Genomic DNA, 21,563 nt, shown 5'->3' with positions numbered 1-21,563 from the left:
TAGTCTTTCCGTCGGATCAGTTCGAATTACATGAGGAACTGCTGCAAGATGCGTATCTTACTGACCAACGATGATGGAATCCACGCTGAGGGGCTTGAGGTTCTGGAGCGCATTGCGCGGCAAATTTCAGATGATGTTTGGATTGTAGCGCCGGAAACAGACCAGAGCGGTGTGGCGCATTCTTTATCTTTGAATGATCCTTTGCGCGTTCGCAAAATCGATGACCGTCGCTTTGCTGTGCGTGGGACACCAACGGACTGTGTGATTATGGCGCTGCGCTCCATTATGGATACGCCGCCGGATCTGGTTCTGTCTGGTATCAACCGTGGTGCAAATATTGCAGATGATGTGACGTATTCGGGCACAGTTGCTGCGGCTATGGAAGGCGCGCTGCTTGGCGTTCGCTCCATCGCGCTGTCGCAGGCCTATGCGTTTGGCTCCGAGTTTGGCCCGAGCTATGACACGGCAGAGGCGCATGCTGTTGGTGTGATCCGCAACTTGCTGGAGTTTGAGCTGCCCGCTGATACGCTCCTGAACGTGAACTTCCCGAAAGATGCGCCTGACATGGTCAAGGGCATTAAGATTGTGCGTCAGGGCAAACGCGATGCGGGCTCGCTTTACATTGAAAGCCGCCGGGATGGTCGCGGAAATCCCTACCACTGGCTGGCCTTTAATAATCGGGCACCAAGTGCGCGTGAGGGTACGGATATTGGGGCTTTGAAAGAAGGCTATATCTCGGTTACGCCATTGCATCTGAACCTGACAGCCAATGAGCTGATGGGGAAGTTGGAAAAAGTTATCGAGAAATCCTGACCGGATTAAGCGGAGCTTGCTGGAGCGCCAGCAGGCACCATACTGCAGATAGACGGAGTGTTGAAAATGGATGACAGTCTATTTGCCGATGAAGCGGGCCGCGCTGACGAGAGCCTTGCCAGACAAGCGGCGTGGGTGATGAAGTTGCGGTCCGAGGGCGTGCGGAATCAGGTGGTTTTGGGCGCGCTGGAAGCTATTCCCCGGAAGATCTTCTTGTCAGCGAGCCAACAATTTCTGGCCTATGAAGACCGTGCGTTTCCCATTGATTGCGGGCAGATGAGCACGCAGCCCTCCCTGATCGGGAAGGTGGCGGACTTTCTGCAAATGAAACCTGACCATTCGCTTTTGGAAATTGGCAGCGGGTCGGGGTACCAGTGCGCCGTACTTTCCAAGATCTGCGATCGCATTGTGTCGCTGGAGCGATACCGCACGCTGGCTGATCTGGCACGGGACCGTTTGCGGTCCTGCAAAATCACGAATGTGGATGTGATACACGCAGATGGCCTTGTTGCACCTGTAAGTGAAGAGGAAGAGGGTGGACCGTTTGATCGCATTCTCCTGAATGGTGCGCTGGATCGCGTGCCCGGTTTCCTGTTTGACCGGCTAGCGCCAGGTGGTCGTCTTTTGGCGCCGATCAAGCATGAAAGCGGGCTTTGCCAATTGATGCAGTACGACAAAGGTGGGCGCGGTCTTGACGAAACGGAGCTTGGCAGGTTCCGCTACCTGTCATTGACGCCGGGGATTGCTGCGAAATTGTAGGGGATTGAGACTTTAGTTAAGTATTTATCAACTCTGTTGTCAGTAAGCTTACGCTGATTAGCCTTTTATTTGTATTGGGTAGGGCGGATATGCAGTTTCATTCCCGTGAGAAAGCCAGGTTGCGGCGCGGTGTTGCGTTGTTTTTGCTATCAGCAGGCCTTGCTGGCTGCAACAGTAATATAGAGCGGTTTGGGTATTCAGATTATGTCGATAGCCCGACATTTCCGGCGCAAACTGCCGTTGTTGTGACGCCTGGACTTCAATCCAACAGCTTGAGACCTGATATTAGCCGCAGTGGTGCGTTGCCTGCGTCAGTCTCGAGTCTTGCTCCGGTTGCAACTGGATCGGCGCAATCTGGAGGATATCCGTCGCAGACTTGGCAGCCGACATTTTCAAACAAGGGTGTTTCGGACAGCGCGGATGAGCGCCCCGGGGCCCGGGTTCCAGCTTCTCTTGCCAAAGCACCTAATGAAGGTCATTTCGGGTGGACGCCCGTTGGCGGGCAAGTTGTTACGCTACAGCCCAACGAAAGCGTTGAAAGCCTTGCCTGGCGGCACCGTGTGCCGAAGAATGAACTTCTTCGTGCCAACCGGGTGACTGCCAGCTCGGCGTTTAAGCCGGGTGACTCCCTTGTGATCCCAGTGAAGGTGGTTCGCGAGGCAAACTGGTCTCCGAAAGCCGGTGACCGGGTTATGCCGCATCAGTTGCCCTCTGGTAGTGATCAGGATCTGACCACCGCTTCCATTCCGGGCCGCTATGTTGCACCGCTGAATGCGAACGGGCAAAGCAGCGCTTCCAGACAGTCACGTGATGCCTTTACCACCCAAATTGCATCGGCGTTGATTCCACCGGGTAACGTGGGTGAGCGATCACGGCCGTACTATAGCGATGCTCCACCGCCTGCCTATCCGATTCAGCAGGGCGCGCCAGCAGCGGTTGTGCCGGGATCGTCGCTGGAGCCTATTCGCCAGCCTGTTGCTCCTCAGGTGTACCGTGAGCAGCAACAGCCGACGACTTATCGCAGCCAGTCTTTGGCGCCGATTGTCGCCCCGCAACCAGCTGCTCCGCAAGCTGCTTATGGGGCTCCTGTTGTAGGTCAGCCTGCGAACAGCCCAGTTCCAATGCGTGTTTCGGTCACACCAAAGAGCAAGCCGCAGGTTTATGCAGCACAGCGTCCGGTGGCGGTTACCAATATCACTTCCGCAAATGTTGTACCGAAGCCTAAGCGGGTTTCTGTAGCGAGCGCGAGGCCGCAGCCTGCTGTGCCTCCGGTGGCTACCCAACGTACGCTTGCCAACTCTCTTGCGCCTGCGCCTGTTCATACGGCCAGCGTTCAGAAGGCTGAGACTCCGATGTTGCCTGTAGGGCGCAAGGAGGAATCGGACATGGTTCGTCTGGAGCCAGCGCCCGTGCAGCCGGTTCAATCTGCCAAGGCTCCAGCCGCGGCACCTGCTGAAGAGGCAACCTTCCGTTGGCCGGTGCGTGGGCGGATTATCTCAGACTTTGGCGTAAAACCGGGTGGGTCCAAAAATGATGGCATCAATCTGGCCGTTCCGTCGGGCACAGACATTAAGGCTGCTGAAGACGGGACCATTGTTTACGCTGGTAACGAGTTGAAGGGCTTTGGAAATCTGGTTTTGATCCGCCATGATAATGGCTGGGTCTCAGCTTATGCCCACAACAAGGAGCTAAAGGTGCGCCGTGGGGATGTTGTACGCCGTGGACAGACCATTGCCATGGCCGGTGCAACCGGCTCAGTAACACAGCCTCAGCTGCACTTTGAGCTTCGTAAGGACAATAAGCCGGTCGATCCGATGAACCATTTGCCGCGGTCCTAACCGGATTTTGAAGAATAATAAGGGGGAGGATTCCTTACTGCTGATCTTTTCGGGGAAAAGCGCTGGGAGGCCTCTTCGTACCAGAGCACGCCGTGTTGTTGACACTGGCACGGCGTGCTCTTGCTTTTTGTGGGAGTATCTCAGCTCTTACGAGAGTTTCTGGCCGAGGCGGCCTGCAAGATCCTGAATGAACTGCCATGCCACACGACCAGAGCGGGCGCCACGGGTGGTTGACCATTCCAGAGCCTGTGCGCGCAATAGGTCCGGCTCTATCTTCAGGCCGAAGTGCTCCGTATATCCATTGATCATATCCAGATACTCGTCTTGCGAACACTTGTGGAAGCCGATCCAAAGGCCAAAGCGATCGGACAGAGAGACTTTCTCCTCAACCGCTTCACTGGCGTGAATGGCCGTGGAGCGTTCGTTCTCCATCATGTCGCGCGGCAGCAGGTGCCTGCGGTTGGATGTTGCATAAAACAAAACATTTTCCGGACGGCCCTCAATTCCGCCATCGAGTGCTGCTTTAAGGCTCTTATAGCTAGTGTCGTCACCGTCGAAGGACAGATCATCACAGAAGATGATGAAGTTGCAGGGCTGGCCGCGTAGCTCGTTCATGAGTGCGGGGAGAGCTTCGATGTCCTCGCGGTGGATCTCGATAAGAATGAGCTTTCTGAAGGTTTTTGAGTGGGCGTATGTTGCGTTGATGGCTGCATGAGCGGATTTCACTAATGAAGACTTGCCCATGCCTCGTGCACCCCACAGGAGCACGTTATTGGCGGGAAAGCCTTCGGCGAACCTGACAGTGTTGTCCATCAACATTTTCTTAGAGTGATCGACACCCTTTAGCAGACTAATATCAACCCGGTTGACTTTGGGGACGGGAGCGAGCTTAAACGGGGACGGGTGAAATACAAACGCATCGGCTTCGTCGAAATTGACGGGCGCCGGAGGTGTTGGAATCGAGCTTGCCAGCAGGGCGACAATTTCGTCCAGTTTGGAAGTAAGAAGGGCGACTTCAGAAGTGTTTTCATTAGTGGTCATGTGTATCCACGTGATTAACTCAGGTACGCTGGCGTGCGTAATACGCAAATAAACGAGGCAAAAAATTGTCTCGGGGGCGGTTCAGCTCTTTGATCCGGGGTCAAGTATCCCTATCTACAGCTGTATCATGACCAATACTCTTGGGGAAAGTCCCAGTTAGCATGTCAATGCCTTGAAAACACTGGAGTGGACTGTATAGTCCAGCGCAAAATCCTTGTTCTTTCGGGCCAAGGTCATTTTTGGTGAGGGCTGCTTCGCCAATTGTTTAATGAACGCCATCAGGTTCTTTTGGAATCTGTGGTAAGGAGAAACTAATGCTTATTACCCCTGCCTACGCACAGGTCGCAGGTGGTGCACCGGACGTTCTTATGTCCATCGTGCCATTCGTTCTGATCTTTGTGATTATGTGGTTCCTGATCATCCGGCCTCAGCGTCAGAAGATGAAGTCTCATCAGGAGATGGTGAACAATCTGCGCCGTGGCGATACAGTTGTGACCGCTGGTGGCCTGATTGGTAAAGTTGCCAAGGTTGTTGATGAAGCTGAACTGCAGGTGGACATTGCGGAAGGTACGCGTGTGCGTATTGCTCGCGCCATGATCCAGGAGGTTCGCTCCAAAGGTGAACCTGTCAAGGACGGCGAATAATCGCGCCTTGATGCTTGTAGCTTCAGACCGCTCTCCTGTTTCGGCATATGCCGCGGTAAGAGCGGTCTGCCCATACTAGGACGGGGCATATACTCATGCTTCATTTCGCGCGTTGGAAAATCGCCCTGATTATTGTTGTGGTGCTGGGCGGTATCTTAACCACATTGCCGAACTTCTTCCCGGCAAGCACCGTACAGTCATGGCCGGACTTTATGCCAAAACGCCAGATTGTACTTGGTCTCGACCTTCAGGGCGGCGCTTATCTGCTCTACGAGGTTGATAAGGAAGATTACAAGGAAAAGCAGTTCATTCAGCTGGTTGGCAGCATCCGCCAGGCCCTGCGCGAAAACCCGAGGATCGGTTATACCGGACTGGGTATTCAGGGTGACGGCGTGCAGGTGCGCATTCGTGACAACACACGCTTTGACGAAGCTGAACAACGTCTTTCCGAACTTGTAAATCCGCTTAACTCCGGCGTTTTTGGCGGAGCTACGGTGAATGAATTTGTGCTTGAGCCTCAGGGCGACGGCCTGTTCCGCATGGTCTTTTCCGAAGAAGGGCTGGACATGCGGCTTGCTTCGGTTGTGAGCCAGTCCATTGAGGTGATCCGTCGCCGTGTTGATGAACTGGGCACCACGGAGCCTTCCATTCAGCGTCAGGGTACTGATCGTATCCTTGTTGAGGCACCGGGCGAGTCCGATCCTCAGCGTCTGAAGGATATTATTGGCGCAACCGCACAGTTGACCTTCCATCTTGTCAGTCAGGAAATGAGCGCGTCTCAGGCACTTCAGGGACGTCCACCAGCTGGTACGATCGTTGTTGAAGGTGCTGATGGACAGCCTTACCTGCTGGATGAAGCACCGCTGCTGACTGGTGAAGAGCTGCAGGACGCCTCTGTCGCGTTTGACCAGCAGACCAATGAGCCTGTTGTGAACTTCCGCTTCAACACGACTGGTGCCCGCATCTTTGCAGATGTGACCCGTGCCAATGTTGGACAGCCGTTTGCAATCGTGCTGGATGACGAAGTGATTACAGCTCCAGTTATCCGTCAGGCAATTACTGGTGGTTCTGGACAGATCTCCGGTAACTTCACTGTTGATGGAGCAAATGACCTTGCTGTTCTGCTGCGTGCAGGTGCGCTTCCGGCGCGTTTGGATGTGGTTGAAGAGCGTTCCGTTGGGCCGGGCCTTGGTCAGGATTCCATTGATAGCGGTAAAATCGCGTCTCTTGTAGCGGCAGCTGCCGTGGTGCTCTTCATGCTGGCGGCCTATGGGCAGTTTGGTGTGATTGCGAACCTGGCTCTTGCGGCAAACATCTTCCTGATCTTCGGTGTTCTCACCACGCTTCAGGCGACGTTGACCTTGCCGGGTATTGCGGGTGTCGTTTTGACGATTGGTATGGCGGTTGATGCCAACGTGCTGATTTATGAACGTATTCGTGAAGAAGCACGGGCAGGGCGGTCTGCTATCGGCTCGATCGATGCTGGTTTCAGCCGTGCACTTGGCACAATTTTGGATGCAAACATCACAACGTTGATTGTGGCTGTGATCCTGTTCTCCATCGGCTCTGGCCCTGTCAAAGGCTTTGCTGTGACGTTGATGGTCGGGATTTTCACCACGGTGTTCTCAGCGTTCACTGTGTCGCGTTTCCTCATTGCAATGTGGGTGAAGCGCAAGCGTCCATCCAAACTGCCAATTTAATGCGGAGCATGCCTCATGAAACTTCTTAGACTTGTTCCGGAGCAAACCAATTTCCGCTTTATGCATTGGCGGGTTTTGAGTTTTCCGTTGTCTGCAATTGTTGCGGTTCTGGCCGTCGTGCTGTTCCTGACAGTTGGTCTGAACTACGGCATTGACTTCAAAGGCGGTACACTGATCGAATTGCGGTCCAAGAGCGGCCCTGCCGATCTTGCTCAAGTTCGCCAGTCTCTCGGTGCACTTAATCTGGGTGATGTACAGGTACAGGAATTTGGAGATCCCTCTGAAGTTCTGATCCGTATTGAATCCCAGGGCGATGAAGAGGGTGCGCAGCAGGATGTGGTAGAAAGCGTTCGTGCAACCTTTGCCGACGACTATGAATTCCGCAGAACTGAAGTGGTTGGGCCGCGCGTGTCCGGTGAGCTTGCTTATGCAGGTGTGCTGGCTGTGGGCTCTGCTTTGGTCATGATCATGTTTTACATCTGGTTCCGCTTTGAATGGCAGTTCGCAGTTGGCGCGATCATAACCACCTTCAATGATATCTTGCTGACGATTGGATTGTTCTCGCTTCTGCAACTGGACTTTACGTTGTCCAGTATTGCGGCAGTGCTGACGATCATCGGTTACTCGCTCAACGATACGGTGGTTGTTTATGACCGTATTCGCGAGAACCTGCGTCGTTATAAGCGTCTTTCTCTCGAAGAGCTGCTCGATAAGTCCATCAACGAGACCCTGTCCCGTACAACAATGACATCTGTGACCACGTTGCTGGCGCTGTTTGCGTTGTACTTCTTGGGCGGTGAAGTGATCCAGTCCTTCGTGCTGGCGATGATCTTCGGTATCGTGATCGGTACTTACTCTTCTATCTTCCTGGCGGCGCCGTTGCTCATGCTGATGAAGCTTCGCGCCAATGCTTTTGACAGGAAAGAGGACGTAACGTCCCCTTCAAAATCTGCGTAACTTGCAGAAACAGCTAGGGTTTTGGATGGGGCTGAGCACAGTTGTGGTCAGCCCCATTTTCTATTGGACATTCTTTTGAGTGTAATTAAACAGGGTCTATCAGTTTGCACGTATACTGGGCCGAACAGCCCACCGGAGGTCATTATGGGAAAACGTGGAGAGCCGTTGGAACTGCGGGATGCGCATTTTCCTGGACGGGCACAGATTGACGCCTACGGAAACGGCGGGTTTCGATTTGCCGACATGTCCCACCGCGGATCTTTGATGTGTGTGCCTTCCGGTGTGTATGGCTGGTCGCCGACGTGCTTTGAGGAGATTACCGATGAGGCGCTGGACCAGATCCTTCAGGAAGCTGACGGGATTGAAGTGCTTTTGATCGGTTGCGGGGATGAGCTGAAGCCGTTTCCAGAGGCCCGCAAGGGGCCGTTTCGCGAAAAGGGCATCATGGTGGACAGCATGTCCACGGGTGCTGCTGTGCGGACCTATAACGTGATGCTTGGAGAAGACCGCGCCGTGGCGGCTGTCTTTATTGCTGTCGATTACACCTGATCTAAACATGGGACCCAGCAATGAGCCAGGCCGATTCCTATTGCAATGATTTTGTAAAACGCTTTTCCTATGACCGGTATCTGAGCGCGCTATATGCGCCGGACGAGGCTCGTGCGAGTTTGCTTGCGCTTTATGCGTTTGCCTGCGAGATTGCGCGTATTCGCGAGCTGGTCAATGAACCGATGCCCGGAGAAATTCGCCTGCAATGGTGGCACGATGCGCTAAGCGGTACTAACCACGGCGATGTGATGCAAAATCCGGTTGCGCAAGCGATTTTGGAGACGATCGAGCGGCATAAACTGCCGCGTGAGCCGTTTCTCAATCTGATTTCGGCACGCCGGTTTGATCTTTATTCCGACCCGATGCCAACTTTGAATGATCTGGAAGGCTATTGCGGTGAAACCAGTTCGGTTGTGGTGCTGCTTGCCTGCATGATTTTGAGCGGAAAGCCAGCAGACCGGCAGGTTTCCGATGCTTGTGGGCATGGCGGGGTTGCGTATGCGCTTTCCGGACTTATGCAGACGCTGGCCCTGCAGGCTTCACGTCAGCAGCAGTTCATTCCTGATGAGATATTGAAGCGCCACGATGTGCACGCCAGTTCCTTGAGGGCAAAGGTTTCAGATAATGGCGTCAAGGCAATCTTCAAAGCAATGGTTGCGGTGAGCCAAAAACATCTCGGCGACTGTGAAACGGGACTGAAAGGGATTGACCCGACTGTCTTACCTGCATTCCTGCCTGTGTTTCAGGTAGAGCTGTTCTTTAAGGAGGCGGAGAAGGATGGTTATGAGCCGTTGCATATGACCGGTGGTGCCTCACATATGCAACGGATGTGGCATATGTGGCGTACGTCGCGGCGCCTTGCGAAACTCTCCCGCACATAGAAAAAGGCCGGACTTTCCGGCCTTTCCTGTTTCTTGTGGCTGGTTTTGAACGCTTTATACGTTGGCAACCCATGCCTTGAAATCATCCAGACCACGCTTGGCCATGACCTGCTTTTTCAGGCGGGTCTTTTCCTTGCCGCGCAGACGTTTGCCTTCCGGATGCTTTGGCATCTCGTCCAGTGGGGGCAGCAGACCGAAGTTGATGTTCATTGGTTGGAATGAGCGCGGACCTGAGCCATCTTCACGATCAATGTGGCCGCCGGTGATGTGGTTGACGATTGCGCCGCATGCAGTTGTTACTGGCGGAGGTGCAATGTCTGTCCCAAGTGCCTGATGGGCTGCGAACAGGCCAGTCAGACAACCAACGGCGGTGGATTCCACATAGCCTTCACAGCCAGTGATCTGGCCTGCAAAGCGTACGTGCGGCAGGACCTTGAGACGCATTTGCTCATCCAGAAGACGAGGGGAGTTGAGGAAGGTATTGCGGTGCAGGCCGCCAAGACGTGCGAACTGAGCGTCTTCCAGGCCTGGGATCATACGGAGGATCTCCGCCTGTGCGCCGTACTTCAGTTTGGTCTGGAATCCAACCATGTTGTACAGCGTGCCCAGAGCATTGTCCTGACGCAGCTGGACAACTGCGTAGGCTTTGATGTCTGGCTGGTGTGCGTTGGTCAGGCCCATTGGTTTCATTGGGCCATGGCGCAAGGTTTCGCGGCCACGTTCTGCCATCACTTCAATAGGAAGGCAGCCGTCGAAATAGGGTGTGTTTTCTTCCCATTCTTTGAAGGAGGTTTTCTCGCCGCCGATCAATGCGTCGATAAAGGCTTCATACTGCTCTTTGTCCATCGGGCAGTTGATGTAGTCTTTTCCGGTCCCGCCCGGGCCGACTTTGTCGTAGCGGGACTGATACCAGGCCTTGTCCATATTGATGGACTCGGTGTGAATAATCGGCGCGATTGCATCAAAGAAGGCGAGGGAGTCTTCGCCGGTTGCCTTGAGGATCTGCTCGGAGAGGGCCGGAGACGTGAGCGGGCCGGTTGCCAGAATGACCTGACCGTTTTCCGCGGACGGAATCTGGGTGATCTCCTCGCGGATGATCTCGACATTCTCATGGGCTTCCAGTGCTGCCTGCACAGCTTCGGAGAAGCCGTCGCGGTCAACAGCCAGAGCGCCACCCGCAGGTACCTTGTTGGCATCTGCAGATTTCATGATTAGAGAGCCAGCTGCGCGTAGCTCGGCGTGGAGCAGACCAACTGCGTTGTTTTCAGCATCGTCAGAGCGGAATGAGTTGGAGCATACCAATTCTGCAAGGCCGTCTGTTTTGTGTGCATCGGTCTCACGTGTCGGGCGCATTTCGTGCAGGACGACCTTCAGGCCTTTTTCTGCAATCTGCCAGGCTGCTTCGGAACCTGCCAGGCCGCCACCAACCACGTGTATGGGTTGCTTCGTCATTTCCTATCCAATCGACTGGGCTTCTGTTGCGCTAATACGTCCATAGAAGCCAAAGTTTTTCTTGCTTGCGGATTGCTTAGCCTCAGAACTTGCTCAGTTCAATCATTTAGGCCATCAATCTTCCATGGTTGTGCAAAGTGATTCACATAAACACGTGTGTTTTGCGAAAAAGAGTTTCTCGGTGTTTTGCCGGGGCTTTGCGATTACGCTTGGTGTGATCGGCCTAAGTGCCTGCATGAGCCAGATTAATGCGCAGCCAAGTACGTGGTACGCCAAAATGGGCGCGCAGGAGAATAAGGGCAACACGCTTTATATCTGCCACGGGTTCGGCTGCGAATATCGAACGCCAGTTACATTCAGCGAGCAAGATAAGCGCCATTTACACCAGATTCTGCAGCGGGGTAGTGAAAGCCCAGAGGCGGAGCGGGCTGCAATTTCCGGTGCGGTGCAGTGGCAAGAGCGGCGGCTTGGGCCCGTGGTCGGGTCCTCCAACGATATTGGCGGGCTCGATATGTCTCATAGCAAGGTCAGGGGGCAGATGGATTGCCTTGATGAGGCAACGAATACCACGAGCCTGCTAACCTACCTTAGCTCGCAGGGATGGCTCAAATACCACCGGGTGACGCATCCAGCCTCGCGCGGCTTCTTTCTGGACTTGAAATACCCGCATGCCTCTGCCGTTGTGGTGGACACGACCACCGGCACACCCTGGGTGGTGGATAGCTGGCGCCTGAGTAATGGGGAGCCCCCGGATATCCTGCCGCTGTCCAGATGGCTGCGAATGACCAGCGCGGATTTGGAGCAGCCGGTCACCAAGTGACTCGGAATGTTATGCACAAAATCATGAGAGACATCCGATAGTAGCGAGCGACGCGTGTTTTGCGAGCATTCTGGCATCGCGCTTTCATGCTGGAGGATTGGCTTGATCGGAAAAAAGGGCCCAGAAACAGCTAACGCCCGTCGTTGGGAGGAGCGACGGGCGAAGCTAGTAAACAGAGAACTGGGAGGAAATCTCTGTTTAGATCCATCAGGTAGCTTGGGAGGAGGTGCTACCGAGGATTATATGTTGGGCTGCCGAGGCTTGATTGGGAGGAGTTCCTCAGCGGCCTTGAGTTGATTTATACATAAGTCCGTCGCATTGTGCACCACATCATTTTGCATGTCCGTTATGCATAAAATGCATGGCATTGTGGCGAATGATGGCGCAAACACCACTTAAATCGGCATAAATGGCAATATACTCGATTGTGCGATGCAGCAATTGTGTGATATTGAGCACAAATATGCATAGCTTGAGCGCTCTGGGAGGTTATTTTGAGTGTTCAGTGGTGAAAACCTAAGCGAACTTCAATCAAATGACATAATTAGTCAGGTGCAGAATTAGGCCCTTCAGGGCTGAAAAGTGCCGCATTGCCCATGAAAAACTGGCTGGGTCGGCAGTGTGGTCTGTACAAAAAAGGCCGGGACTGGCCCGGCCTTTGATTCTTATTCAGCTGCATCCAGATTGCTGGCGCTGCGCCGGACGAACAGTTCCTTGAGGAACTGGCCGGTGTAACTTTCCGGCACCTCTGCGACATCATGGGGGCGTCCGGTTGCTACGATGGTGCCGCCACCGTCACCGCCTTCCGGTCCCAGATCGAGAATCCAGTCGGCCGTTCTGATCACTTCCAAATTGTGCTCGATCACGAGGACCGTGTTGCCCTGATCGACAAGCTGATGAAGCACATCAAGCAGTTTGGCGACATCGTGGAAGTGGAGACCTGTTGTCGGCTCATCCAGAATGTAAAGGGTGCGGCCCGTTGAGCGTTTGGAGAGCTCCTTGGCCAACTTGACGCGCTGTGCTTCACCGCCGGACAGAGTCGTCGCCTGCTGGCCGACCTTGATATAGCCGAGGCCGACGCGGGCGAGGGTTTCCATCTTATCGCGGATGGATGGTACAGCAGAGAAGAAACCGGCTGCTTCTTCAACAGTCATGTCCAGAACGTCTGCAATGGATTTGCCTTTGAACTGAACTTCCAGCGTCTCGCGATTGTAGCGTTTGCCCTTACACACATCACAGGTGACATAGACATCTGGAAGGAAGTGCATCTCGATCTTGATGACGCCGTCGCCCTGACAAGCTTCACAGCGTCCGCCCTTCACGTTGAAGGAGAAGCGCCCGGGTGCGTAGCCGCGCGCTTTTGCTTCGGGCATGCCTGCGAACCACTCGCGGATCGGAGTGAAGGCACCGGTGTAGGTGGCGGGGTTGGAGCGTGGGGTTCTGCCGATCGGGGACTGGTCGATGTCGATGACTTTGTCCAGCCTTTCCAGACCTTCGATGCGATCATGTGGGGCAGGGTTATCGCGCGCGCCATTGAGGCGGCGAGCGGTTGCCTTGTAGACGGTATCGATGAGGAATGTGGATTTGCCGCCACCGGATACGCCCGTTACACAGGTAAATGTTCCCAGCGGGATGGTCGCATCCACGTCTTTCAGGTTGTTGCCGCGGGCGCCGAAGACTTTGATCTGGCGGTTCTTGTCGATCTTGCGTGGCTCTTCCGGCTGCGGGATGCTCATTTTGCCAGAGAGGTACTTGCCAGTGAGGGAGGCCGGATTGGCCATCACTTCATCCGGTGTTCCCTGTGCGACCACCTGTCCGCCATGGATACCAGCGCCTGGTCCTACATCCACCACATGATCTGCGGTCAGAACGGCGTCTTCGTCGTGTTCCACCACGATGACGGTGTTGCCCAGATCACGCAGGTGTTTCAGAGTTTCCAGCAGGCGGGCGTTGTCGCGCTGGTGGAGGCCGATGGAGGGTTCATCAAGTACATACAACACACCGGTCAGGCCCGAGCCGATCTGGGAGGCCAGACGAATACGCTGGCTTTCACCGCCGGACAGTGTGCCGGAGGAGCGGGACATGGAAAGGTATTCCAGCCCCACATCGTTGAGGAACTTCAGGCGCTCGCGAATTTCTTTGAGGATGCGGTAGGCGATTTCGTTCTGCTTGTCGGTGAGCTTTTCATCGATGCTGGAGAACCAGTCATAGGCGGTCTTGATGGAAAGTGCTGTGATCTCGCCGATATGGCGGTCCGCAATCTTCACGCACAGCGCTTCCGGCTTCAGGCGGTAACCGTTACAGGCGTCACAGGCGTGATCCGACTGGTAACGGGAGAGCTCGTCGCGCACCATCTGGGAATCGGTTTCACGCCAACGACGCTCGATATTGCCGACAACGCCTTCAAATGGCTTTTCAGTTTTGTAAGAGCGGGTGCCATCGTCGTACACGAACTGCACCTTGGTTTTACCTGTACCAAACAGGACCGCATTGCGGAAATCTTCCGGCAGGTCCTTCCAGACCTTGGTCATCGGCTGCTTGTAGTGCTTGGCCAAGGCTTCCAGTGTCTGCGTGTAATAAGGGGACGTGGAGCCGGTCTTCGACCATGGCAAAATGGCACCGCCGCGCAGCGACAGGGTTTGATCCGGGACAACGAGCTCGGCCTCAAACGCAAGCTTTGTACCCAGACCATCACAGGTCGGGCAGGCGCCGAACGGGTTGTTGAACGAGAACAGGCGTGGTTCAATTTCCGGGATCGTGAAGCCGGAGACGGGGCAGGCGAACTTTTCTGAGAAGACCAGCTGCTTTGCCTTGCCTTTTTCGTCTTTCTCATCCGCAAACTCGACAGTTGCGAGGCCTTCGGCCAGTTCCAGTGCGGTTTCCAGAGAATCGGCCAACCGTCCCGCCATGTCTTCGCGCACGACGATGCGGTCAACGACCACATCAATGTCGTGTTTGAACTTTTTGTCCAGCGTGGGCGCATCTGCGATCTCATAGTATTCGCCGTCGACTTTCACACGTTGGAAGCCCTTTTTCATGAGCTCGGCGAGTTCCTTACGATATTCCCCTTTGCGGCCACGTACGATTGGGGCCAGCAGGTACAGACGCGTCCCTTCTTCGAGTGTCAGGATTCGGTCGACCATCTGGGAGACGGTCTGGCTTTCAATGGGAAGTCCCGTTGCAGGGGAGTAAGGAATGCCCACGCGCGCGAATAAAAGGCGCATGTAGTCATAGATTTCGGTGACCGTGCCAACTGTAGAGCGTGGGTTCTTTGACGTGGTTTTCTGTTCAATGGATATGGCAGGAGACAGGCCGTCGATCTGGTCCACGTCCGGTTTCTGCATCATTTCAAGGAACTGGCGGGCGTAAGCGCTCAGGCTCTCAACGTAGCGGCGCTGCCCTTCAGCGTAAATCGTATCAAATGCCAGTGAGGATTTGCCCGAGCCGGACAGGCCCGTCATGACGATTAGGCTGTCGCGTGGAAGATCCAGATCCACATTTTTTAAGTTATGTTCGCGCGCGCCGCGTACGGTAAGCTGCTTGGTATGATCAGCGCGTGCAGAAGAATTTTGTGTGTCATGTGTTGGCGACTTCGCCATGGAACTGTCCTTTATCACGGATGCCGAGTTCGCATATAAAAAGCAAAACAGGTCTGGGCGCGATCCTCGAAATGCAGGAGAATGAGCGCAGGAAATCAGGTGGAACATAAACGGAACAATTTTAAGGAGCAAGCCTTTTCGCGGTTGCTCGTGGAATTTTGTCCCTTGCGAAAATTGGGAGTTGAACTTGCCTGTGTTGCAAGGCATTGTATTGGAACAAATATAGAACGAGTGGAGAGCCATGCTTAGTGACGCCTGATATATAAACGGAATGCCTCGGAAATGTGGACAACCACGGCGCCTTTGAGAAAGGCTGTTTGAATTGCAGAGCGCGGAGCATAGGTTACTTGCCAACTTAACTTGCCAGGCTATGGTGAGTTCAGAATTAGGAGTTATTCAATGGCCGGTAGCGTCAATAAAGTCATCTTGGTGGGAAATTTGGGCGCAGATCCGGAAATTCGCCGTACGCAGGACGGTCGCCCGATCGTGAACCTGCGTATCGCAACTTCGGAAAGCTGGCGTGACCGCAACAGTGGTGAGCGTCGTGAGCGTACCGAATGGCACCGCGTTGTTGTGTTTAACGAAGGTCTTGCCAAAGTTGCTGAGCAGTTTTTGCGCAAAGGCTCCAAGGTCTACATTGAAGGCCAGCTGCAGACGCGCAAATGGCAGGACCAGAGCGGTCAGGACAAATACTCCACCGAGATCGTTCTGCAGGGCTTCAACTCCACGCTGACCATGCTTGATGGTCGCGGTGAAGGTGGTGGCCAGGGCGGCGGTCAGTCCGGCGGCTTCGGTGGTGGTTCTGGCGGATATGACCAGGGTGGCGGCTTTGGTGGCGGTTCTTCCAGTGGTCAGGGCGGTGGCTTTGGCGGTCAGACCGGAGGCAGTGGTGGATCCGCGCCATCCGGCGGCGGCTTCGGCGGCGGCATGGACGACGAAATCCCGTTTTGAGATTTACCTTAGATGTAAGACATCAATAACTTGCTTTAAAACCCTGCTTTCGCAGGGTTTTTCAGTTTTTGGTAGCTGAAGCCGTATGTAAATTATTCTTCTAAACCCGCCTTGTGTGCAAAAACTATTATACATTCACATTGAGTGCAGGGATTGAGCTTTCTGATAAGGCCTTAGTTGATAAGATATCAGCGATTAAATGACTACGGCGGAAAGGCATTGCCTTCGTTCGCCTTTCTACGTGCGTCGGTTCTTATCGTGAAACGGGTGCGAATAATGTGATCGCTCCTATCAGGGCCAGAAACTGCGCGTTGAAATCGCCACATATACCCGAATTCCAGGGTTGCTTCCTTATTGAACTGGAAACCTAGTCCGCCATAAAGTCGGCTTTGTTCGAACCCGAGTACAATCCCTTCGTTGGCCCTCAAGACATTGAAACGGGCTTGCTCCGACAACGAAAGGAACAGGCGGTCGTAAATCGGGTATTCTGCAGAAATTTGGTATTGAAATAGTGGGGTTACCCCTGATTGTCTATTGAAGAACCGGACTTCAAAACGGGCCTGCTGCTCTATCTCCAGTGAACCCCAAACGTGGTTGTAGAAAAATTGCTGGTAGACATCGTATTCATCAGGGCTCGTGAGTTTATTTAAATACTTGAAACCGGGGCCCAGGTGCCAGCCCTCGCCGACATAATAGTTGATCCACGACTCGAACACCGATTCATCATAACTTTTCAAGTTATCATCGAAACGAACTTCCCCGCGAAATCTCGCCTCCCATGAATCGTTTATACGGTGAGAATAATACAAAGCATTCCAACTGTTGAAGGATTGCTCGGCGCTCCTGGCGGGCAGCACACCGGAAAAAGCTCCCAGTAACAGCGCCAGGGCCCCCAGAACCTTTATTAGGAGTGTATCTTCTCCGAGCAACTAACCTCGTCCCGATGTCCACTGACCACAAAGCGCCTATTGTGAAAGAAGTTACAAAATGTCCGTTGTTGCCATTCTACATAGTATGGGGCGACATTTCCCCCCTGAGACTTAGAGGTATGACCGTCCCCGAAACAAGAGGCACTGTTGCAAAGATTTTCAGCGTAGAACACTTTTGTTTGCTTTAGTACCACAGCGCACATGCTTGGACGCTGAGAATCTGATTTTCGACCGAGTATGGAAAATCTTGAAGTCATGATCAGCGTAATGAGCGATGTACTGGAATGACTTTCTGAGTTTTTTTGGCCAAGCGAAACTTTACCACAGAACGCCTTATACTGCGAACTCAGAGTGCTCCGTTTCGAACCCAAAAAACAAGAGTTGGGAACAGAGTGAACTTTGCGACACAGCCTTAACTTGAACTATGATTGTAGCAAACTACTTTTGTCTGCGTCATTTCCTCTAAAGCAAACTTAACACCTTCCCGCCCCATGCTACCGCGTTTGGATCCACCAAATGGCATGCCGTCAAATCGATAATCGGAGGAATCGTTGACCATAATGCCACCAACGTCAAGGCCGTCGATTACCTTTTGAATATTGGAAATGTCATTTGAAAATACGGCGGCGTGTAATGCAAACTCGGGTTTGTCCGCGTCTAGAATGACCTCATCAAGATCGGAAAATCCCGAGATCAATACAACCGGTGCGAATACTTCCTCACAGTTTATCTTTGATCCCGGATCAACATTGACAAGTATTGTCGGAGCATAAAATGCACCAGTTCGATTATGACCGCACATGGCTGTTGCACCAGAGGCGATGGCTTCGTTGACCCATTGTTCGATTCTGATTGCTTCAGTCTCGGTAATCATCGGGCCGACATCCGTTGCTTGATCCATTGGATCACCACAGCGCAATTTTTTAGTCTCGGCTACAAACATTTTCAGAAATTTTTCGTAGATCTCTTGATGCACAAATATTCGCTGAACTCCGACACAATTTTGGCCCGCAGCCCAGAAAGCACCCGATACGCAAGAAGATACGGCCAGCTCGATTTCGCAATCGGATAAGATGATAACAGGGGCATTGCCGCCCAAATCCATTGCAGTCCGCTTCAATCCTGCTGCATGGGAGATTGTTTCTCCGGTGTTTGACCCACCTGTAAACGAAACCATCCTAATTTCATTGCGCCGAACCAAAGCATCGCCAATTTGACTGCCGCCGATAACCACTGTCAGCATTTCTCTGGGTAGCCCAGCTTCGTAAAAACATTCCGCTAATTTTATTGCGGAGAGCGGAGTAAGGGCAGATGGCTTCAGAATAACAGAGTTTCCGCCAGCCAGCGCCGGGCCTAGTTTGTGAGCGATCAGATTAAGCGGATCATTGAATGGTGTGATAGCAAGGATGATGCCCAAAGGCTCTCGTGTGAAATACCCGTGCCTGTTCTCCGATCCAGCGAAAGAGTCAAATGGTATGATTTCGCCAGTTAGTCTTTTTGCTTCCTCTGCGGATAGAGTTAGTGTGTTTACACATCTCATGACCTCTTTCGCCGCCTGACGGATCGTTTTGCCAGATTCTCGAACAATTGTTTGTGCGAAATCTTCAGCGTTCTCATTGACCAGTTTAGCTGTTTCTAGCAGGATCTCCGCTCGACGGGCGCGTGACATCCTGCGCCCCTTTTTTAAGCCAATCTGCGCAGCTGATATGGCGCTTTCAACGTCGCCGTTTGTGGCCGTCGGTAAATTCGCAATAACTGCACCAGTAGCAGGGTTTATAACTGCCAAAGAGGCGGTCAGGATCGACTTGTTTATTTCTAGGTTCATGTGTTGAGCCTACGCTGATCGCGGCCAAAAGGCTGCAGCTGTTTCGATACCGATATTCAACTAAATTCGGATGACTAGACTAAGATTTCTCTTGCTTCAGGCAATTTCACCAATTGGGAAATTTAGTTGATTGGATTGCCAGTTTTCAGTCTAGCGGCGCGTGAAGTTTGGTTTGTTCTGTGATAATCCCGCCGCGATCGCCGATCTCTATAGAGCCGTAGCGTTCCTTAAAGCACTCCGGAAGAGGACGGTCTCCGGGGATGGAAAGCCAAAGCCGGAATAGGTGGCGCCGCTTGTCCGGATCGGGCCAATCAGTATATCCCGTCCGATCATGTAACTGGGAATGATTATAGACAAACTGCATGTCACCGGGCTGTAGCTGCATACTGAAATTTAATTCAGGATCATCTGCCAGTGCATCGAACATATTCAATGCCTCAACGTGCTCTTCTGTAAGGCGCATTGCACCATCGAACCGCTGCGCACTATCAATATACTGACGTTGGTAAAATACGGTCAGATGCCCTTCGTGCCAGTTCAGAACCGGGATTTCCATATAAGGTTTGGCGCCTTCAGGGATCTCACCGCGGCGGTCGGTGGCGATGGGGTCGAATAGTTTTTCGGCTAGATCCGGCCTTTCTTGCAGCATATTATTGTAAATGGAAACGGCACTCACCAACAGAGACTTTCCACCTTCCATTGCTTCACGCAGACACAGCAAGCCAACAACATCTGCACTGTCGGTATGAAAGCTTTGCCGCTCGGAAGTTTGGTAGATACGCGCATTTACGTCTTGGGAGCTTGCGCCAATGTCACGTACATGCCCCAGAATATGCCCAGCTGCATTTTGTGATCGGGCACTGCCCAAGTGGGCGCCGATCCCGCAGAAAATCGTTGCGGCGAACTCTTGGCTATAGTCTTCGATGGGCAGTCCACGCAAAACTTCAAGACCATTTCCGTGTAATAGTTTCCGCTGCAGGGCTGTTAAATGATCTCGGAACGAAGTCAGGGGAAAGTCGGCGGCGGTAATTTCACCCACATCACGTCCTAATGAAAGGTAGTGGCGTGCGGCGTTTTCCAGATCTTCAATGTCTTGGGTGGACAGTTTTTTCAGCCAGGTCTGTTCGTTGTCTGCCATGTCTTTTCCAACCCAGGCAGACGGTCCGGTAATGATTGGTGGCAGCTTTTTTATTTCTGACATTGAGAACTCCCGATTTCTATGATTACTATGTATGCCACTCATTAGATGCATAATAAAATGACTGGTAATCATTTAATCATGAAGTTCGATCCCACTTTGACAGCATTGCGCGCCATAGAAAATCTTGCTGAGACAGGAAGCGTGTCGCAAACCGGTTTGACACTTAACCTTACTCAATCTGCCGTAAGCAGGTCTATCTCCAGTCTCGAAAAAATGGTTCGTCTCAAACTGGTGCAACGAGGAGAGAGGCCATTGCGCCTGACCGCAGAAGGCCAAATCGTGGCTTCCTATGCAGGCGAAATTAATCAAATACTAGATTCCCTTGATCAGCGGCTTTCGGACATTCGACGCAATAAGGAAGGAACAGTCCGCATGGGCTCGTTTGGACCGAGCGCATCAACAAGAATTCTGCCACAACTCCTAAGAAAATTCGCCAAATATTACCCGAATATTTCCGTAAATATCCAAGAAAGCGTAGACGCGGAAGCATTGTTGGATCTTCGAAATGGAATTGTCGACATGGCCGTTCTTGCAGATCCTAGAGATGATTTTGAAACGCTGCCGCTTGCAACTGACCAGCTCGTTGCATTGGTTCCCCAAAATAGTCCATTGTCATCGGCAAAATCCGTAGGACAGAGTGAACTATTAGCCGAGCCGTTTATTATGACGCTTGGTGGTAATGAGCCCAACATTATAAGGTGGTTTGGTGAGAAGCTTTCCGATCTCCATGTAACTCAACGTGTCCAGCAAACGCATTCTATATTGGCTCTTGTCGAAGCTGGACTGGGAAACGCTATCGTAGCCGCCTTATCCTTGCCAAGGTCTCATCATGGCGTTCGCCCAGTCCCACTAAAAAAAGCCCCAAGCATGAACATTGTTATGGCAAGAAAAACAATGCAGCCCAGATCGAATGCCGCTGCATTGTTTTGGAACTTTTGGGTCGAAGAGGTTGAAAGAGGCCTTGTCACGGAAACTTTGGCCCCAGCTTAATGCGTTAGCGGTTAGCACATGATGACATCACCGATCCGCTACAAACGCCACCGGGACCACTTCTGCTGTTCAAGTTAGTTAGGTCGGGTTCGGCGGACGCTGACTATCTTATCAACTAAATACTGCCTATAAATTTATAGCAACCTGTGCCATATGCATACTTGGGTTTCGTTGCAAAGTTTCGCTTGGGCTCAACAACTTAAAAGCCATTCCAGTACATCACTCATTAAGCTGATCATGACTTCAAGATTTTCCATATTCGGTTGAAATTAAGATTATCAGCGTCCAAGTTTGTGCCCTTTGGTGCTAAAGCAAAGAAAATTATTCTGCGCTAAAAATCTTTGCTTCAGGGCCATTAAGAGGGCCTTCTAGAACTAATGCCATCAGGCCAGGCTGAGAATTAAGCGCAAGACAAATGAGAAACGCAGCTATTTCTCCCACGGATAAGTGGCTTAGCATTTACACGCAACAAGGCCAGACACTCTTCGAGTCAAAAGACAAAACTCCCCAATTACATTTAATAATTGATAGCGTAAATTGGTGAGACTTGTTGTTTATTGGGACGTTGATGCTAGCTAAATTCAGAACATTTCAATTCGCAGCATTTGGATAGT

The 21,563-nt window shown here is 52.6% G+C and carries 17 protein-coding genes; 11 read left to right on the top strand and 6 right to left on the bottom strand.

What is annotated here, in order from left to right; all coding sequences use genetic code 11:
* The first annotated feature begins 48 nt into the window (after positions 1-48).
* The 3 genes from surE to IE076_RS12535 all read left to right on the top strand — a co-directional run bounded on the left by surE (position 49) and on the right by IE076_RS12535 (position 3,410).
* The gene (gene surE, locus IE076_RS12545; protein WP_189437141.1) at positions 49-813 is read left to right on the top strand and encodes a 5'/3'-nucleotidase SurE; all 765 of its coding nucleotides are present in this window, start codon (positions 49-51) and stop codon (positions 811-813) included.
* A 66-nt stretch (positions 814-879) separates the two neighbouring features.
* Positions 880-1,572: a protein-L-isoaspartate O-methyltransferase family protein gene (locus IE076_RS12540; RefSeq protein WP_189437140.1), complete on the top strand. Its 693-nt coding sequence runs from the start codon at positions 880-882 to the stop codon at positions 1,570-1,572.
* Positions 1,573-1,661: 89 nt separating this feature from the next.
* A complete protein-coding gene (locus IE076_RS12535) occupies positions 1,662-3,410 on the top strand; it encodes a peptidoglycan DD-metalloendopeptidase family protein (protein WP_189437139.1) in 1,749 nt (582 codons plus the stop codon).
* Between the two features lie 147 nt (positions 3,411-3,557).
* On the opposite strand, the gene IE076_RS12530 is transcribed toward IE076_RS12535, so the two are convergent.
* The gene (locus IE076_RS12530; protein WP_189437138.1) at positions 3,558-4,451 is read right to left on the bottom strand and encodes an ATP-binding protein; all 894 of its coding nucleotides are present in this window, start codon (positions 4,449-4,451) and stop codon (positions 3,558-3,560) included.
* Between the two features lie 314 nt (positions 4,452-4,765).
* On the opposite strand from IE076_RS12530, the gene yajC reads away from it, so the two are divergent.
* The 5 genes from yajC to IE076_RS12505 all read left to right on the top strand — a co-directional run bounded on the left by yajC (position 4,766) and on the right by IE076_RS12505 (position 9,182).
* Positions 4,766-5,095, top strand: a complete 330-nt coding sequence (gene yajC, locus IE076_RS12525; protein ID WP_054662061.1) for a preprotein translocase subunit YajC — start codon at positions 4,766-4,768, stop codon at positions 5,093-5,095.
* Between the two features lie 95 nt (positions 5,096-5,190).
* Positions 5,191-6,795 carry a protein translocase subunit SecD gene (gene secD, locus IE076_RS22860; protein ID WP_189437137.1) on the top strand — a complete coding sequence of 535 codons (1,605 nt, stop codon included), beginning with the start codon at positions 5,191-5,193 and terminating at the stop codon, positions 6,793-6,795.
* 15 nt (positions 6,796-6,810) lie between these two features.
* Positions 6,811-7,752, top strand: a complete 942-nt coding sequence (gene secF, locus IE076_RS22855) for a protein translocase subunit SecF (protein ID WP_189437136.1) — start codon at positions 6,811-6,813, stop codon at positions 7,750-7,752.
* Between the two features lie 144 nt (positions 7,753-7,896).
* Positions 7,897-8,301, top strand: coding sequence for an Mth938-like domain-containing protein (locus tag IE076_RS12510; protein ID WP_189437135.1), 405 nt, complete (start codon positions 7,897-7,899; stop codon positions 8,299-8,301).
* A 20-nt stretch (positions 8,302-8,321) separates the two neighbouring features.
* Positions 8,322-9,182 carry a phytoene/squalene synthase family protein gene (locus IE076_RS12505; protein ID WP_189437134.1) on the top strand — a complete coding sequence of 287 codons (861 nt, stop codon included), beginning with the start codon at positions 8,322-8,324 and terminating at the stop codon, positions 9,180-9,182.
* Positions 9,183-9,236: 54 nt separating this feature from the next.
* On the opposite strand, the gene trmFO is transcribed toward IE076_RS12505, so the two are convergent.
* Complete coding sequence (gene trmFO, locus IE076_RS12500) at positions 9,237-10,634, bottom strand: methylenetetrahydrofolate--tRNA-(uracil(54)-C(5))-methyltransferase (FADH(2)-oxidizing) TrmFO (protein WP_189437133.1); 1,398 nt, start codon at positions 10,632-10,634, stop codon at positions 9,237-9,239.
* 235 nt (positions 10,635-10,869) lie between these two features.
* Between trmFO and IE076_RS12495 the strand changes: the two genes are divergently transcribed.
* Entirely contained in the window at positions 10,870-11,454 is a 585-nt protein-coding gene (locus IE076_RS12495) for a hypothetical protein (protein WP_209009072.1), read from the top strand.
* A gap of 665 nt (positions 11,455-12,119) precedes the next feature.
* Here IE076_RS12495 and uvrA read toward each other — a convergent pair.
* On the bottom strand, positions 12,120-15,053 hold the full coding sequence (uvrA, locus tag IE076_RS12490; protein ID WP_189437132.1) for an excinuclease ABC subunit UvrA: 2,934 nt from the start codon (positions 15,051-15,053) through the stop codon (positions 12,120-12,122).
* 399 nt (positions 15,054-15,452) lie between these two features.
* Here uvrA and IE076_RS12485 point away from each other — a divergent pair, with 399 nt between their 5' ends.
* Positions 15,453-16,004: a single-stranded DNA-binding protein gene (locus IE076_RS12485; protein ID WP_189437131.1), complete on the top strand. Its 552-nt coding sequence runs from the start codon at positions 15,453-15,455 to the stop codon at positions 16,002-16,004.
* 203 nt (positions 16,005-16,207) lie between these two features.
* Here the strand turns inward: IE076_RS12485 and IE076_RS12480 are convergent, their stop codons facing one another.
* The 3 genes from IE076_RS12480 to IE076_RS12470 all read right to left on the bottom strand — a co-directional run bounded on the left by IE076_RS12480 (position 16,208) and on the right by IE076_RS12470 (position 19,959).
* Positions 16,208-16,933, bottom strand: coding sequence for a DUF2490 domain-containing protein (locus tag IE076_RS12480; protein WP_189437130.1), 726 nt, complete (start codon positions 16,931-16,933; stop codon positions 16,208-16,210).
* 412 nt (positions 16,934-17,345) lie between these two features.
* The gene (locus IE076_RS12475; protein ID WP_189437129.1) at positions 17,346-18,758 is read right to left on the bottom strand and encodes an aldehyde dehydrogenase family protein; all 1,413 of its coding nucleotides are present in this window, start codon (positions 18,756-18,758) and stop codon (positions 17,346-17,348) included.
* A 145-nt stretch (positions 18,759-18,903) separates the two neighbouring features.
* A complete protein-coding gene (locus tag IE076_RS12470; protein WP_189437128.1) occupies positions 18,904-19,959 on the bottom strand; it encodes a TauD/TfdA family dioxygenase in 1,056 nt (351 codons plus the stop codon).
* A 57-nt stretch (positions 19,960-20,016) separates the two neighbouring features.
* Between IE076_RS12470 and IE076_RS12465 the strand changes: the two genes are divergently transcribed.
* Positions 20,017-20,949, top strand: coding sequence for a LysR family transcriptional regulator (locus IE076_RS12465; RefSeq protein WP_189437127.1), 933 nt, complete (start codon positions 20,017-20,019; stop codon positions 20,947-20,949).
* Positions 20,950-21,563: the final 614 nt, after the last annotated feature.

The sequence above is a fragment of the Pseudovibrio japonicus genome, assembly GCF_014651595.1.
Lineage (GTDB): Bacteria > Pseudomonadota > Alphaproteobacteria > Rhizobiales > Stappiaceae > Pseudovibrio > Pseudovibrio japonicus.
Note: the sequence above shows the minus strand (reverse complement) of the source record. Positions and strands in the feature narration are given on the sequence as shown.

What these genes read in the sequence shown, in the direction of transcription:
- surE (WP_189437141.1), top strand. Translation starts at nt 49, where the DNA reads ATGCGTATCTTACTGACCAACGATGATGGAATCCACGCTGAGGGGCTT.
- IE076_RS12540 (WP_189437140.1), top strand. Translation starts at nt 880, where the DNA reads ATGGATGACAGTCTATTTGCCGATGAAGCGGGCCGCGCTGACGAGAGC.
- IE076_RS12535 (WP_189437139.1), top strand. Translation starts at nt 1,662, where the DNA reads ATGCAGTTTCATTCCCGTGAGAAAGCCAGGTTGCGGCGCGGTGTTGCG.
- IE076_RS12530 (WP_189437138.1), bottom strand. Translation starts at nt 4,451, where the DNA reads ATGACCACTAATGAAAACACTTCTGAAGTCGCCCTTCTTACTTCCAAA.
- yajC (WP_054662061.1), top strand. Translation starts at nt 4,766, where the DNA reads ATGCTTATTACCCCTGCCTACGCACAGGTCGCAGGTGGTGCACCGGAC.
- secD (WP_189437137.1), top strand. Translation starts at nt 5,191, where the DNA reads ATGCTTCATTTCGCGCGTTGGAAAATCGCCCTGATTATTGTTGTGGTG.
- secF (WP_189437136.1), top strand. Translation starts at nt 6,811, where the DNA reads ATGAAACTTCTTAGACTTGTTCCGGAGCAAACCAATTTCCGCTTTATG.
- IE076_RS12510 (WP_189437135.1), top strand. Translation starts at nt 7,897, where the DNA reads ATGGGAAAACGTGGAGAGCCGTTGGAACTGCGGGATGCGCATTTTCCT.
- IE076_RS12505 (WP_189437134.1), top strand. Translation starts at nt 8,322, where the DNA reads ATGAGCCAGGCCGATTCCTATTGCAATGATTTTGTAAAACGCTTTTCC.
- trmFO (WP_189437133.1), bottom strand. Translation starts at nt 10,634, where the DNA reads ATGACGAAGCAACCCATACACGTGGTTGGTGGCGGCCTGGCAGGTTCC.
- IE076_RS12495 (WP_209009072.1), top strand. Translation starts at nt 10,870, where the DNA reads ATGAGCCAGATTAATGCGCAGCCAAGTACGTGGTACGCCAAAATGGGC.
- uvrA (WP_189437132.1), bottom strand. Translation starts at nt 15,053, where the DNA reads ATGGCGAAGTCGCCAACACATGACACACAAAATTCTTCTGCACGCGCT.
- IE076_RS12485 (WP_189437131.1), top strand. Translation starts at nt 15,453, where the DNA reads ATGGCCGGTAGCGTCAATAAAGTCATCTTGGTGGGAAATTTGGGCGCA.
- IE076_RS12475 (WP_189437129.1), bottom strand. Translation starts at nt 18,758, where the DNA reads ATGAACCTAGAAATAAACAAGTCGATCCTGACCGCCTCTTTGGCAGTT.
- IE076_RS12470 (WP_189437128.1), bottom strand. Translation starts at nt 19,959, where the DNA reads ATGTCAGAAATAAAAAAGCTGCCACCAATCATTACCGGACCGTCTGCC.
- IE076_RS12465 (WP_189437127.1), top strand. Translation starts at nt 20,017, where the DNA reads ATGACTGGTAATCATTTAATCATGAAGTTCGATCCCACTTTGACAGCA.